At 63.3% G+C, this 13,438-nt stretch carries 12 protein-coding genes and 3 pseudogenes; 5 read left to right on the forward strand and 10 right to left on the reverse strand.

Annotated elements, in window-relative coordinates:
- Window positions 1-619 precede the first annotated feature (619 nt).
- The 10 genes from ACLFKU_RS26105 to hcaE all read right to left on the reverse strand — a co-directional run bounded on the left by ACLFKU_RS26105 (window position 620) and on the right by hcaE (window position 10,100).
- A complete protein-coding gene (locus tag ACLFKU_RS26105) occupies window positions 620-1,486 on the reverse strand; it encodes an alpha/beta fold hydrolase (RefSeq protein ID WP_410851001.1) in 867 nt (288 codons plus the stop codon).
- Between the two features lie 76 nt (window positions 1,487-1,562).
- Window positions 1,563-2,573, reverse strand: coding sequence for a 4-hydroxy-2-oxovalerate aldolase (dmpG, locus tag ACLFKU_RS26110; RefSeq protein ID WP_410851002.1), 1,011 nt, complete (start codon window positions 2,571-2,573; stop codon window positions 1,563-1,565).
- A 12-nt stretch (window positions 2,574-2,585) separates the two neighbouring features.
- On the reverse strand, window positions 2,586-3,527 hold the full coding sequence (locus ACLFKU_RS26115) for an acetaldehyde dehydrogenase (acetylating) (protein ID WP_410851003.1): 942 nt from the start codon (window positions 3,525-3,527) through the stop codon (window positions 2,586-2,588).
- A gap of 33 nt (window positions 3,528-3,560) precedes the next feature.
- Complete coding sequence (mhpD, locus tag ACLFKU_RS26120; RefSeq protein WP_410851004.1) at window positions 3,561-4,358, reverse strand: 2-keto-4-pentenoate hydratase; 798 nt, start codon at window positions 4,356-4,358, stop codon at window positions 3,561-3,563.
- A gap of 18 nt (window positions 4,359-4,376) precedes the next feature.
- Window positions 4,377-5,318: a 3-carboxyethylcatechol 2,3-dioxygenase gene (locus tag ACLFKU_RS26125; RefSeq protein WP_410851005.1), complete on the reverse strand. Its 942-nt coding sequence runs from the start codon at window positions 5,316-5,318 to the stop codon at window positions 4,377-4,379.
- Between the two features lie 442 nt (window positions 5,319-5,760).
- The gene (hcaD, locus tag ACLFKU_RS26130) at window positions 5,761-6,987 is read right to left on the reverse strand and encodes a 3-phenylpropionate/cinnamic acid dioxygenase ferredoxin--NAD(+) reductase subunit (protein WP_410851006.1); all 1,227 of its coding nucleotides are present in this window, start codon (window positions 6,985-6,987) and stop codon (window positions 5,761-5,763) included.
- 57 nt (window positions 6,988-7,044) lie between these two features.
- Window positions 7,045-7,884, reverse strand: coding sequence for a 3-phenylpropionate-dihydrodiol/cinnamic acid-dihydrodiol dehydrogenase (gene hcaB / locus ACLFKU_RS26135; protein WP_410851007.1), 840 nt, complete (start codon window positions 7,882-7,884; stop codon window positions 7,045-7,047).
- Window positions 7,884-8,201: a 3-phenylpropionate/cinnamic acid dioxygenase ferredoxin subunit gene (gene hcaC / locus ACLFKU_RS26140; protein ID WP_152854326.1), complete on the reverse strand. Its 318-nt coding sequence runs from the start codon at window positions 8,199-8,201 to the stop codon at window positions 7,884-7,886. The genes hcaB and hcaC overlap by 1 nt, the downstream gene beginning before the upstream one ends.
- 5 nt (window positions 8,202-8,206) lie before the next feature.
- Window positions 8,207-8,746, reverse strand: coding sequence for a 3-phenylpropionate/cinnamic acid dioxygenase subunit beta (gene hcaF / locus ACLFKU_RS26145; protein ID WP_410851008.1), 540 nt, complete (start codon window positions 8,744-8,746; stop codon window positions 8,207-8,209).
- Window positions 8,739-10,100 carry a 3-phenylpropionate/cinnamic acid dioxygenase subunit alpha gene (gene hcaE, locus ACLFKU_RS26150; RefSeq protein WP_410851009.1) on the reverse strand — a complete coding sequence of 454 codons (1,362 nt, stop codon included), beginning with the start codon at window positions 10,098-10,100 and terminating at the stop codon, window positions 8,739-8,741. The genes hcaF and hcaE overlap by 8 nt, the downstream gene beginning before the upstream one ends.
- A gap of 130 nt (window positions 10,101-10,230) precedes the next feature.
- Here hcaE and ACLFKU_RS26155 point away from each other — a divergent pair, with 130 nt between their 5' ends.
- From ACLFKU_RS26155 to ddpX, 5 genes and pseudogenes are all read left to right on the forward strand, one after another.
- Window positions 10,231-11,148: a LysR substrate-binding domain-containing protein gene (locus ACLFKU_RS26155; RefSeq protein ID WP_410851010.1), complete on the forward strand. Its 918-nt coding sequence runs from the start codon at window positions 10,231-10,233 to the stop codon at window positions 11,146-11,148.
- Between the two features lie 126 nt (window positions 11,149-11,274).
- Window positions 11,275-11,556, forward strand: a pseudogene (locus ACLFKU_RS26160) (hydroxylamine reductase); the annotation flags it as partial.
- A gap of 369 nt (window positions 11,557-11,925) precedes the next feature.
- Window positions 11,926-12,199 (forward strand): annotated as a pseudogene (locus ACLFKU_RS26165) (MurR/RpiR family transcriptional regulator); the annotation flags it as partial.
- A gap of 74 nt (window positions 12,200-12,273) precedes the next feature.
- Window positions 12,274-12,808 (forward strand): annotated as a pseudogene (locus tag ACLFKU_RS26170) (MurR/RpiR family transcriptional regulator); the annotation flags it as partial.
- 33 nt (window positions 12,809-12,841) lie between these two features.
- Entirely contained in the window at window positions 12,842-13,405 is a 564-nt protein-coding gene (ddpX, locus tag ACLFKU_RS26175) for a D-alanyl-D-alanine dipeptidase (protein ID WP_410851011.1), read from the forward strand.
- The last annotated feature ends 33 nt before the right edge of the window (window positions 13,406-13,438 follow it).

Below are 13,438 nucleotides of genomic sequence, written 5' to 3' on the forward strand. Positions count from 1 at the left end.
TGGCGCCTCGATGATGTAGTGCACTTCGAGCGCCGCATGATCGAGCGGCAACGGCATAGCGCGCTGGTTGCCCACGACCAAGCGGATGGCGCGGAAACCTCCGCCCAATCGCCCACTTTCACTCACCGCGACATCGGGACCACTGCATGAGCGCAACGACCCGTCTCCGCGCCGCTGCCGGACTGACCGCGCTCGAAGCGCGGCTGTCGCGCACGAACGCGTCGTCGTCCAGCTGTCCCACAGTCCGTCCGCCGCTTCCGCGAATTCGACGGCGCGCTCGTAGCGACGGCGGTTTATACCTGGTCACGGCGACTCTTCGACCGCCTAACGCGACCTGGCCGGCTTGGCAACAATGCCGATGGTTGGCCGTTGGAGGACATAAGGTAACAGCGACTGCTCGACCATTGGATGACGGCAGGTTCGCGTTTCCGTGGACCTCTCGACGCACAGTTTATTAATAATCAAACATTAAACGCGACCTAATTCGAGGCGAGAGTAGCCCAGGAGATGCGATCGCGTATCGCGCGTTCCTGCGCCACCCGTCGCCGCGCCGATCCCCGTATGGGATATGCAAACCCATGCGTGAACGATGTCAGGAACCGGGGTCGAGGAAAATCGATCAGTCTGCGAAGAACTCGAGCACCATACGGTTGAACTTCTCCGCATGCTCCCACTGGGCCCAGTGGCCACAGCGGTTGAATACGTGCAGTTCGGCGTTGGGCATACCCCACAACAGGCGCAGGCCAATATCGTACGGCACGAAGCGGTCGTCGCGGCCCCAGATGATCATCGCGAACGCCTTGATTTCACCGAGGCGCGGACCGTAGTCGCTGAACTGCTTCGGATTCGCAGCCAGGCTCTTGACCCAGTTCTCGAGGTGATCGCGGCGCGACAGCATGTTGTCCACGCGCAGCTGCAGCAGTTCGTCGGTCAGCGAGCTCGGATCAAACACGAAGATGTTCATCATGCGCTTGACGTTCTCGAGCGTCGGCTCGCGGTAGACATGATTCAGCAGCTTGATGCCTTCGGTCGGCATCGGCACGAACTGGCTCGGGCCGCCGGTGCCTCCGCCCATCAGCACGAGCTTGCCGACGCGTGACGCATTCTCCAGCGCAAACGCCGTGGCGCTGTGGCCTCCCATCGAGTTGCCGATCAGATGCGCGCGCTCGACGCCCAGGTGGTCGAGCAGGCCCTTGACGATGCGGCCGTTGAAGTCCGAGCGCGAACCCTTGGTGTTCACGAACCCATCGCTCCTGCCCCAGCCCGGGAAGTCGAGCAGGATCACGCGATAGCCGGCCGCCGCGAGCGGCTCGATGTTGCGGTGGAAGTTGGCCCAGCCGGTCGCGCCCGGGCCCGAGCCATGCAGCATCATCACGACTTGGCCCTCGGCCGGGCCCGCGTCGTTGTAATGCACCTTGTAATCGGTCTCGCCGTCGCGAATCGTCGCAAAGCGGCTGGTATTGGCTTCAGTGTAAGTAGCACTCATGTGCGAATTCCTTGCGTGATTGTTCGATCGGAATATGGGGCAGACGAGCGCATGCAGCGCCGGCCTGCCCCTTGTCTCACTGCCGCTTGAGCAGATCGAGCGCGACGTCGACGATCATGTCTTCCTGACCGCCGACCATGCGGCGCTTGCCCAGTTCGACCAGAATGTCGACGGTCTTCAGGCCGTACTTCTTCGCAGCCACTTCCGAATGACGCAGGAAGCTCGAATACACGCCGGCATAACCGAGCGCGAGCGTTTCGCGATCGACGCGCACCGGGCGGTCCTGCAGCGGACGCACGATGTCGTCGGCGGCGTCCATCAGCGTGTAGAGATCGGTGCCGTGATTCCAGCCCATGCGCTCCGCCGCCGCGATGAACACTTCGAGCGGCGCGTTGCCCGCGCCCGCGCCCATTCCCGCAAGTGAGGCATCGATCCGGTCGCAACCTTCTTCCACTGCGACGATCGAGTTCGCCACGCCCAGCGACAGGTTGTGGTGCGCGTGCATGCCCGTTTTCGTTTCGGGTTTCAGCACGGCCTTCACCGCGCGGAAGCGATCGCGCACGTCATTCATCGTCAGTGCGCCACCCGAGTCGACCACGTAGATCGTGGTCGCGCCGTAGCTTTCCATCTTCTTCGCTTCGACTGCCAGGTTCTCTGGCGTGGTCATGTGGCTCATCATCAGGAAGCCGACGGTGTCCATGCCGAGTTCGCGTGCGTATTCGATGTGCTGCTTCGAAATGTCCGCTTCCGTGCAATGCGTCGCGATACGCACCACGCGTGCGCCCGCGTTGTAGGCAGCCTTCAGGTCGTGAATCGTGCCGATCCCGGGCAGCAGCAGCGTCGCGATCTTCGCGTGCGAGATCACGTCGGCCACCGCCTCGATCCATTCGAGGTCGCTATGCGCGCCGAAGCCATAGTTGAAGCTCGAACCCTGCAGGCCGTCGCCGTGCGCGACTTCGATCGAATCGACCTTGGCCTTGTCGAGCGCCCGTGCGATGTCCTGCACGTTCTGGATCGAGTACTGGTGACGGATCGCGTGGCTGCCATCGCGCAGCGTCACGTCGGAGATATAGAGTTTCTTGCTCATGTGCGTTGTCCTTTATGCGGCGACGACCGAACTTGCGATGCGCTCCGCGGTGGCGAGCGCCGCCGAGGTCATGATGTCGAGGTTGCCCGCGTAGGCCGGCAGATAGTGCGCAGCGCCTTCCACCTCGAGGAAGACCGAGGTCTTCAGGCCACTGAACCTGCCGAGGCCCGGGATGTTGAGCGGCGCGCTCTCCGGAATCACGTCGAACTGCACCTTCTGCTTCAGGCGATAGCCCGGTACATATGCGTTGACGGCCTTGGCCATTTCCTCGACTGAGGCTTCGATCTTCGCCTGATCGGCGGCTTCCGAGAGCACGTACACGGTGTCGCGCATCATGACCGGCGGTTCGGCCGGGTTCAGCACGATGATCGCCTTGCCCTTAGCGGCACCGCCGACGGCTTCAATCGCCTTCGAGGTCGTTTCCGTGAATTCGTCGATGTTCGCGCGGGTGCCCGGGCCCGCCGACTTGCTGCTAATCGACGCGACGATTTCCGCGTAGTGGACCTTCGCGACGCGCGAGACGGCCGCCACCATCGGGATCGTGGCCTGGCCGCCGCAGGTGACCATGTTCACGTTCAGCGCGGCGAGCTGCGCGTCCAGGTTCACGACCGGCACGCAGTACGGGCCGATCGCGGCGGGCGTGAGGTCGATCACGCGGATGCCGGGCTTGTGCTGGCGCAGGAACGCGTCGTTCCTGATGTGTGCGCCGGCCGAGGTCGCGTCGAACACGACGTCGATCTCCTTGAACGCGGGCAGGTCCACGAGCCCCTGCACGCCTTCGTGCGTGGTTGCCACGCCGAGGCGCGCGGCCCGCGCGAGACCATCCGAGTTCGGGTCGATGCCGACCATTGCACCCATTTCCAGATGCTTGCCATGCCGCATGATCTTGATCATGAGGTCGGTGCCGATGTTGCCCGAGCCGATGATCGCCGCCTTGAGTTTTGCCGAAGCCATGTCGATTTCCTGATGAATTGAGTGCTCAGTGTGCTAAACGAACGTCGCGCGTACGCTGCCGAGTCCTTCGATATTCGCCGTATAGATGCCCGGCTGCGTCACGGCGACCATCGGACCAAGCGCACCCGTGAGCACCACGTCACCAGCGCGCAAGGGAGTGCCGAGCTGCGCCATGCGATCTGCGAGCCAGATAGCTGCGTTCAACGGATTGCCAAGGCACGCTGCACCACCGCCGCGCGACAGGACTTCGCCGTCGCGTTCGAGCGTCATCGCGGCATTGAACAGGTCGACATCAGCGAGCGGAACAGGGCGACTGCCCAGCACGAACAGCGCGCTCGACGCGTTGTCGGCGACCGTATCGACAAAGCGGATGTCCCAGCCGCGAATGCGGCTGTCCACCACCTCGATCGCGGCCAGCGCATAGTCGGTCGCGTTGATCAGGTCCACATACGTGTGCTTCTCTCGTACGAGGTCGTGCTTCAGCACCAGGGCGATCTCGGCTTCGACCTTCGGCTGGATCAGGCTCCCGAGCGGCATCGGCTGGTTGTCGCCGTAGGCCATGTTCGCGAACAGCGCGCCGAAGTCCGGCTGATCGACGCCGAGCTGCTTCTGCACGGCGAGCGAAGTCAGGCCGATCTTGCGGCCAACGATGCGCTCGCCGGCGGCGATGCGCGCATCGATGTTGGCCTGTTGCACCGCGTAGGCTGTCGACATGTCGTCGAGCGGAATACCGCCCAGTGCGATCTCGCCGCGCACCGGCTCGATTACCTCACGCGTGCGCTCCGCTTCGCGCAGGCGTGCCGCGATGGCTTGAATGTTGTGCTGGGTCATCCCCTGTTCTCCTTTGATTCAGGCTGACGGCTTCGCGTGCATCGCAGCGAAGCCTGCGATCCACTCGGGAATCGCGCGGTAGAAGTCCTGGTGCGCCTCGTATGCGCCGAACGCCGAAAGCGCACCAAACGCAGCAACCCAGGTGCGGATCTCGTGGGCAGACCTGCCACCGTCGCGCGTGATGGCGCTGTTGCTCAGACCGTCGACCGCGAGCAGGTCATGCTGCAGCATCGACAGGAACGCCTGGTCCCATGCCGGGTTCAGCGCGCGCATGTTCGGCGCGTCGCCGGCCGTGAACGCTTTAGCTGCGGCCACGGTACGTTCCTGACGCAGTTGGCGCGCCTCCGGCGTCGGATTGCGGCCTGCGATCAGACGTTCGGCTACGTCGCTCGCCGCGCCGTTGAGCTCAGGCACCGGCGGTTCGTGCGAGATGCCACCCGAGCCGATCACCAGCACGCGTTGGTCGAGCGTTTGCAAGAAGCGGCCGATCGCCTGACCGAGCAGGCGCGAGCGGCGCAGCGTCGCCAAAGGCGGCGCCACCGAATTGATGAAGACCGGCACAACAGGGTAGCGATCGAGCCCGCCCGTCAGTTCCTCGAGCGCCTGGGCGCAGCCATGGTCCACCTGCATGCGATACGACACGGCGGTGTCGATGTCGGCCGCGAGTACGGCTGCGGTCATGTCCTTTGCCAGTTCGGTCGGCACGTTCAGCGGGCCCGCGAGGCTCTTGTAGTCGCCAATCGCAGTGGCGGCCGCGCCAATGCAGAACGGCGGCATCAGGTCATAGAAAAATCCGTTGTAGTGATCCGGCGCAAACACGACCACCAGTTCCGGATCGTAGGCGCGCACGCGCTCGCGCGCGGCCGCCGTCACCCGTTCGACCTCGGCCACAACCTCGGGCGCAGGATCGAAGTAGCCGTGCAGCGGCGTATGGGACAGACACTCGAGATGAATCGACATTACAGGGCTCCGGCCGTCCTGGTGACGGCAACGTGTTTCAGATGATGGCGGTGCACCGACCGAACGGACCGGCCGTCATGAGTCCGCTCCGCGCGGTCGCGCTCTCGGTGGAATAGGCTCCTCGTCGGCCAGACGGCCGCACCGGCATTCACAGACGGCGCGTCACGCCGGGCTCGGAAGCTGTGACGTATGCCAAGGTCGACCACCGTCGTGGTCCCCGCAGGCAATAGCGTGCTGGTCTCACCCGCCCCTGATGCGCGTAGCGATGGTTGTTGACGACGGTCACCTGCGTGTAGAGCATGGTGCGCCTCGACAGGAAGTATTGCGCCCCCCCAGCACGCCAAACAGCGCATGGCTCGACCGACGCGAAAAAGACGTGGATCCTGTCCGCCATCACGCCGATGCGATGGGCAAGCTGCCGAGCGTAGAATGCCGCTGCAACCTATGCTGCTACCTTGGCAAGATTGCGCAGGCTCTGCGCCGAATCGGCCAGCACCTCGCGCGCGAGTACCACATGTCTTGCGACGAGTTCACGCAGGCTGCGCATGTCCCGCCCCTGGTTCACGGTGATCGCACCGGTCAATGCGCCCCCGGCGTCAAGGCCGAACAGCACGGCGGGCGGCGCATCGAGCGCGCCGCGTACGACCCAATCGGACGCCGCCATCTCGCCGACCAACTGGATGTTGAGACCGCACTGGTCGGTCCAGAACCACGGCGCGCCCGGCGCCTCTACGGTGAGACCGAGCATCGCACGCGCGGCGGCGACACCCTGGTTCTGGGCATTTTCCCAAGTCTCGAGGCGCACCACGCGCCCCGTCACCGGATCCTGGCGGCCGGCCACATCGCCAGCGGCAAACACGTCGGGATGCGAAGTACGATACTGCGCGTCCACGGCAATGCCGTTCGCGATGGCCAGCCCGGCCGCTTCAGCCAGCGCCGTGTCCGGAATCGCACCAACGCCGTACAGCACTGTGTCGCCCGTCACGGTCGTGCCGTCCCCAAGCGTCAGGACGATCTCGCCGCCAACGCGCGCCGCAGATTCGATTTGCGCGCCGAAGATCAACTCCACGCCCCGACCGCGATGCACGCCGCAGAGCCAGTCAGCCAACATCGACGGCGCATTGCGACCCATCGCGCGCGGCCCTGCTTCGAGCACCGTGACGCGCGCGCCGAGGTCGACGGCGCTCGACGCAATCTCCAAACCGATCACGCCCGCCCCCACCACGATTACGTGGCGACCCGGCCGCAGGTCGTCGCGCAAACGTCTGGCGTCGTCGAGCGTGCGCAGCGTGTGCACGCCCTCACCCAGCGCGTCGAGCAGCGGCAGGCGGCGCGCACGCGCCCCGGTCGCAATCAACAGTTTGTCGAACGCGACCGATTCGCCCGTCGAGAGAGCCAGCACGTGGCTCGACAAGTCGAGCCCGACAACGGTCACGCCGAGGCGGAGTTCGATCCGCTTCTGTTGGTAGAAGTCGTCGGCGTACATGGCACAGCGCGTCTCTTCCGGACGCAGCAGCACATCCTTGGAGAGCGGCGGCCGCTCGTAGGGCGCATGCGCTTCATCGCCCACCAGTACGATGCGACCATCGAAGCCCTGGTGGCGCAGTTCAGCCGCTGCATTGGCGCCGGCCTGGCCCGCGCCGACGATCACGAAAGTGGATGAGGTCATGACAAGTCTCGATGTAAGGAGCCACGTTCGAGTGGCCCTCGCATTGCGCCATCGCGATCAGAGATTCAGGCCGCCCGCCGTATGGCGGATGCCACGGATGGCGAGGCCCGCGTCGGCATTGAGCAGCACGCCGCTCAGCGTGCGGTTGTTCGCTCGCGAGGCCAGCAACACGAACGGGCCAGTGAAATCCGCTGCTTGCGGAAAGAACTGCAACGGCAGAATGCTCGCAATCGCTTCGGGCGAGCGCGAGTCCATGATCCGCATGTTTTCCTGGCCGAGCGAAGCGGGGCCGCGCAAGTCGCTCGCCATGCCGCACGGACCGACACCGTTGACGCGCACCTTGGGCGCGAGTTCGTAGGCGAGTTCACGAATCAGGCCCACGGCGGCATGCTTGCTCGCGGTATAGAGCGGGCCGCCGCCGCCCGGATAGAACGCCGAGTTCGACAGCGTGAAGATCATGCTGCCCTCGGACTTGATCAGCTCAGGCGCGGCCGCCTTCGCACCGAGCAGATAGCCCTTCACGTTGACAGGGAACAACTCGTCAAAACCGTTGGCCAACTGCTCGGGCGTGAGACTCATCAGGCTCGCCCCGTGATCCCAGATCGCCGCGTTGCCAATAAAGGTGTCGAGCTTGCCGAAGCGGTTCACCGTCTCGGCCACCGCGCGCGAATTGTCCTCGTAGCTGCGCACGTCACCCTGCGTCGCGACCACATCGTCCCCGAAGCGAGCGCGCAGCGCGTCGACCTTTTCGTGCGAGCGCTCGAGCACGCCGACCTTCGCACCCTCCAGCAGGAAGCGCTCGACCAGCGCAAGCCCGAGACCGGAACCGCCGCCCGTGATCAGCGCGACGTCGCCCTGCAGCCAGCCGGCCGGCGCCGGCGTCTGGTTCGCATCCATCACGCCTCCGGCACGTCGACGTAGACCTTGCCGTCCACGAGGCTGACCGGAAAGGTCTTGAGTGCCACGGTGGCGGGCTGACACAGCGCCTCGCCCGTCTTCAGACAGAAGCGCGCAGCGTGCAGCGGACATTCAACCGTGCCGTCGTCCTCGACATAACCTTCGGACATCGAGGCATTGCCGTGGCTGCAACGGTCAGCGAGCGCGAACAATTCACCATTGACCTTGAACACCGCGATCGCTTCGACAGGCGCATCCACTTTGATCGCTTCGCCATCGGCCAGCGCATCACCACTGCAAACAAATACTTGGGCCATGGTTTTCAGAAAAGAACACTTAGATTGTGGGAATTCAGCGTCGCCTGATCGAGCACGATCTCGCGGCGACACAGCTGCCAGCCTGCCGCGCTGTCGGCGCGGCGCACGCGGTCAAACCGCGTACCGACGTATAACGTCTCGTCGCGCTCCTTCTGCGAGCGGTACAGCACATAATTCAGGCGCACGTCGAACTCGCCCGGCACCTCCCCCTCTGCGATTCGCACATTGCTGATCACGTGGCGCGTGCGCGAGGGCGGTTCCTCGGCCCAGGCCATGCCGGTCTCGAGGCGCGCAATCCGGCGCTCGAGCTGATGCCAGCTGTCGTCAAATACCCAGGTCGTCGGCGGCTGCACGCTGCGGCGACGGTCGCGCGTCTGCGCGTTGACGGTCGTGCGCATCGTATAGGCGATGTCCTTGCTGACGAGATCGAGCCAATCGCGGAATTGCCAGTCGTCGAGCAGTTCAGCCTCGTAACAGAGGAACTGTTCGATCTCGTGATGCAGCTCGAGCGGAACGGCCCTCGGAAGTTTGGTCGTATCAGTCACGCTTCAGTACCTCCTGCTCATAACGCTGGGTGCGCTCATGGACTTCATCCCAGGTCTCACTCGCCAGCAGATCAGCCCAGCGGCGGTACATAGCGCGTGCCGCGGTTTCGGAAAAGATGTAGTTCGTAATGCCGGGGATACCGTCCTCGCGCACCTTTTCGTTGCCCAGACCCATTTCGACGATCAGCTTCGTCTGCCGCGCGCGCTTGCCGCGCAGCACCTTCTGGATTTCGACCCAGTTCTCGGAATCATCCTGCTCAAGAAAGCCCGCCGGACCGAACGCGCGCGTCGCGCTGCGCTCGAACGCAGCCTTCACCTCTGGCGACGCATCCTTGTCGGCGATGCAGAATGCCCAGACTTCAACCTGGTGCGGGCCGCGCGGATGCCACACGCGCAGCGTGGCCGTGCCATTGAGCCAGGACAGGGTCGGGAACATCGTGTTGTGGCCCGCGAGACGTAGTGCACGAACCTGGCCGAGGCGCTGCTCGGCCTCGGCATAGCTGTCGCGGAAGTACTGCGAGACTTCGCCGTCCACCCAGACGTTGGCATCAGGCTGCTCCGTGAAGAAAAAGCCACTGCCGTGACCTGCCTGGCCATACTGCAGCGCGTCCTTCGCCGTTTCCCAGACGGGGCGCGCAGTCTGGCCCGCGCCGAGTTGCTTTGCCTCACCGTCGGGCTTGGCGCCCAGTACCTGCACCGCCGACGCATGCGAGAACAGCGCGTGGTACTGATCGCTCGCGAACTGCTCCGCCGGGAACTTCCAGTTGCAGTCGATCACCCATTTCTGCACGCCGCCGATGATCTCCGTGCCGCCCTCGCGGCGATCGAGCACGCCGTCGAGATACCAGGCAATGTCGCCCATGTAGTCATGCAGATCCGGCGCCGTGGCGTCCCAGTTGCCGAAAATGAGGCCCTTGTACTCAGCCACGCGCGTGACTTCCTGAAGGCCAAGCTTCTCCTTGCACAGGCCGTGAGGATAGGCACGTTCTTCGAGCGGCACGTCGACGAGCGCGCCATCAGTGCCATACGACCAGCCGTGGTACGGACACGTGAACGCACGCGTATTGCCCGAATCGGCATACGACACGCGCATCGAGCGATGACGGCATTGGTTCAGGAAGGCCTTGACGGAGCCGTCTTTCTGGCGGACGACGACGATCGGGTCCTCGCCCATGTAGGTGTTGAAGAAATCGCCGGCCTTCGGGATCTGGCTCACATGGGCCAGAAACAGCCAGGTGCGGCCAAAGATGCGCTCAAGCTCGAGTTCGTAGAGTTCGGGATCGGTATAGATCGACGATGCGACGCGGCCAGTACGCGCATCGACAAGCGCATCAAAGTCAATGCTCTTAGACATGATTTGTCTCCTCCGGACAAGCGTCCGGCTCCAATTTGGAACCGAAGTGCGCAGATTTTGCGACGGCCGCCTTAAAAACTGAAATACTTTGTTTGTTGCAATTGATAGGTTTTAACGATAAAAAGGCGGAATGGAACTTCGACATCTCCGCTATTTCATCGCCGTGGCCGATGAGCTGAGCTTCACGCGTGCGGCCGAGCGTCTGGGCACCGCCCAGCCTTCACTGAGCCAGCAAATCCGCGATCTCGAGGAGGAAATCGGCACGCCGCTGTTCACGCGCACGCGCCGCAAGGTAGAACTGACCGAGGCCGGACGCGCTTTCCGCAGCGACGCGCAGCTCGTGGTCGAACAGGCCGCTCGCGCCGTCGCTCATGCGCGCCGCATCGGCGAGCGAAGTCGCGCGACGATTACCATCGGTTTCGTGCCGGCGGCCGAGGTACAGATTTTCCCGGCCATCCTGCCGCGCCTGCGCATGGAGTATCCGGAAATCAACGTCGAGTTACGTAGCCTGCTCACCTACGAGCAGGAGAGCCTGCTGACGGTGGGCGGGATAGATGTGGCCTTCATGCGCGGGCCGATCGACGCGGCGGTGTTCGAAAGCGAGGTCGTGCTGGAGGAACCGATGATGGTGATCCTTCCCGCGAGCCATCGGCTTGCGCAATGCGAGGAAATCGCCCCCGAGCAGCTGGACGGGGAGACCTTCGTTGCTACGGATCCGCTCGCCGCGGGGCAGGTGCACAAGGTGGTAGAGGCGTATTTCGAGGCTTACGGCATCCGCCCGCGCACGGCGCAGATCGCGAACAACATTCTGCTCAATCTCAATCTCATCGGCATGGGGCTCGGCCTCGGCCTACTGCCCGCCTACACCGCCTCGCTGATCAATCGTTCATCGTGCGCGCGACCGCTCGCGGGCGAGGCGCCCGTGATCCCGCTCTACATGGTCTGGCGGCGCGGCGAGCACACTCCCGAACTCGAAGCATTGCTCACGATCGCGCGCGAGCAGTTACTAACTCGTGCACAAATGGGCGAACGCAAATCGGCACGATAACCTGAGCTCAAAAGTGACAAGCGCCAATGAAGGTCGGCGAGCGCTTCGGTGGCTGTTGTGGGCCTCGCGCATTCGCCCGCCGCTAGATCGATTCCTGCAGCACGACCCTTCCTGAGGATATGTTCCGTGCGCACTTGCGTCGCAAAGACTGACCGCACGGGTGTACAACCTGGTTGCGCATCTTTGAAGGGCAATTGCGGCAAGGACGCGACAACTGCTGACCTGCAGGATCTGTTGGTGCATGCCGTCAAGGGCATCGCGCAGTACAACAGGCTTGCGCGCCTGACGGGGCACGCGGATCGCAAGTCAGACCAGTTCATTCTCTACGCCATGTTCACGACGCTGACCAACGTGCACTTCAACGCCAGTCGCTTCGTCGTACTGCTGCGCGAGGCGGGCTTGAGGCGATCGCCTCGGCGCGAGAGCAGATAAAAGTCCACGTGCACAACCGGATTTGCTCGGCGCCCTTCCCGCGCTAATTGCGGCCTGCACGTCGATGGTTATCCATGTGCGGAGTAGGGATGGCCTCGCAGATCGACATACAAACCCCGCCAGGCCATCATTACGGGACAAAACTTTGGAGCCACAGAATGAGGGCATCGAATAGCGGCATCCACCCAAATACGCGGGCCGTAAGCGGAAGTCTCGCCCACAAGCTATTAGACAGCGGCATCCAATTGATTCTTTAAGCTGGCGCTGACTTTATTGGCTTTGTTAGATACATGTCATTGACGAAATGTATGACAGGTAATTAACCAAAAATCCATCCGCGCTGACATGCCGACCGCTTTCGCACAGACCGTCGAGGCCCACTTTGCCGAACTCACTCGAACGCCCCAGCGCATTGCCAGTTACATGCTGGCTCATCTCGAGCGACTAGGGCTGGAGCCGGCTGATCAGATCGCGCAGCAAACGGTCACCAGCGGAATCTCCGTGGGGCGTTTCCTGCGCAGCGTCGGCTATCGCAACCTCGACGACCTCAAGCGCGAACTGCGTGGCGCGCAGGGGCGCCCGTGGATGATTACCGTCCGGCTCGACGAATACCTGCGCGTGTTCGGGCAGTTCGCCAACACTCCGCACCATGGCGAAAACGTCCAAACCGGCGCCATGACCCGCTCGCTGCAACTCGAAATCGACGCGATCCAGCATGTGTACCAGTTGGCGCAATCGCCCATGTTCGCCCGCATCGCGGAGCGCATCTCCCAAGTGGACGCCGTATATATCGTCGGCATCCAGTCCACCCGCGGCACCAGCAACGCGTTCTACGGCTACCTCGAATACATCCGTCCGCGCGTCTTGTACTCCGACGGCCTGTCCGTCTCATACGTCGATTCGCTGAACTCGGAATTCGCCGCACCGATCCTCGTCATTACCGACACGCGCGCCTACCCGGTGATCGCGCGCCGCTACTGTGAAGCCGCAGCGCATCGTGGCGGGCAGTTTCACTGGTCACCGACATCTATTGCCCGTGGGCTCGTGAATTCGATTGCGACCGGTCGCAGATCAAAACCGATGTCGGCCAGTTCTGGGACTCGCTGGCGCCGCTCAGCTGTCTGTTCAACCTGCTGATGATTACCGCGATCGTTGCTCAACTGGGGGCCGCGATCGACGAACGCGTCGCAGCGAGCTGCAAGGCGGATTCAATCAGTTCGATCTCTAAACCTCTCACATCCGGAATCTGAACGCGCCCGCCATGACACAACCGCGACTCATCGAAATCACCGCCGCCACGCATGGCGTGGACATCGACCTCGTCTATGCCACCGAGCGCAACTTGACAGGCAAGCCCATCTACAAGGAAGCTCACTGCCTGCTGCTCGAACCCGCGGAAGCCGCTTTGCGCGAGGCAGTAGAGATTGCCCGCAACGCCGGCTTGACCGTGCGGATTTTCGATGCGTACCGTCCGCCCCAGGCGCAACAGGTGCTGTGGGATTTTCTGCCCGACCCGACCTACATCGCTGAGCTTGGCCGTGGTTCGAACCATAGCCGCGGCACGGCGATCGATCTGACGCTGCTCGACGCTGACGGCAACGAACTCGACATGGGCACAGGCTTCGACGCGATGACGATCGAGTCCGAACACTTCCATACTGGCCTGCCAGCGCATGTGCAGCGCAACCGCGTGTTACTGCTCGGCATCATGCACGCAGCCGGCTTCATCCACATCAAGAGCGAATGGTGGCATTACGAGTTGCCTGGCTCCCGCGCGCTGCCGTTGATCGACAACGGCGAAAGCGGTCCGTTGCGTCTCATGTAATGGCGTTCGATTTCTCCATCCGTTGTTCCCTGA

The organism is Paraburkholderia sp. EG304 (assembly GCF_046543485.1).
Taxonomy (GTDB): domain Bacteria; phylum Pseudomonadota; class Gammaproteobacteria; order Burkholderiales; family Burkholderiaceae; genus Paraburkholderia; species Paraburkholderia youngii.

What these genes read in the sequence shown, in the direction of transcription:
- ACLFKU_RS26105 (WP_410851001.1), bottom strand. Translation starts at nt 1,486, where the DNA reads ATGAGTGCTACTTACACTGAAGCCAATACCAGCCGCTTTGCGACGATT.
- dmpG (WP_410851002.1), bottom strand. Translation starts at nt 2,573, where the DNA reads ATGAGCAAGAAACTCTATATCTCCGACGTGACGCTGCGCGATGGCAGC.
- ACLFKU_RS26115 (WP_410851003.1), bottom strand. Translation starts at nt 3,527, where the DNA reads ATGGCTTCGGCAAAACTCAAGGCGGCGATCATCGGCTCGGGCAACATC.
- mhpD (WP_410851004.1), bottom strand. Translation starts at nt 4,358, where the DNA reads ATGACCCAGCACAACATTCAAGCCATCGCGGCACGCCTGCGCGAAGCG.
- ACLFKU_RS26125 (WP_410851005.1), bottom strand. Translation starts at nt 5,318, where the DNA reads ATGTCGATTCATCTCGAGTGTCTGTCCCATACGCCGCTGCACGGCTAC.
- hcaD (WP_410851006.1), bottom strand. Translation starts at nt 6,987, where the DNA reads ATGACCTCATCCACTTTCGTGATCGTCGGCGCGGGCCAGGCCGGCGCC.
- hcaB (WP_410851007.1), bottom strand. Translation starts at nt 7,884, where the DNA reads ATGGATGCGAACCAGACGCCGGCGCCGGCCGGCTGGCTGCAGGGCGAC.
- hcaC (WP_152854326.1), bottom strand. Translation starts at nt 8,201, where the DNA reads ATGGCCCAAGTATTTGTTTGCAGTGGTGATGCGCTGGCCGATGGCGAA.
- hcaE (WP_410851009.1), bottom strand. Translation starts at nt 10,100, where the DNA reads ATGTCTAAGAGCATTGACTTTGATGCGCTTGTCGATGCGCGTACTGGC.
- ACLFKU_RS26155 (WP_410851010.1), top strand. Translation starts at nt 10,231, where the DNA reads ATGGAACTTCGACATCTCCGCTATTTCATCGCCGTGGCCGATGAGCTG.
- ddpX (WP_410851011.1), top strand. Translation starts at nt 12,842, where the DNA reads ATGACACAACCGCGACTCATCGAAATCACCGCCGCCACGCATGGCGTG.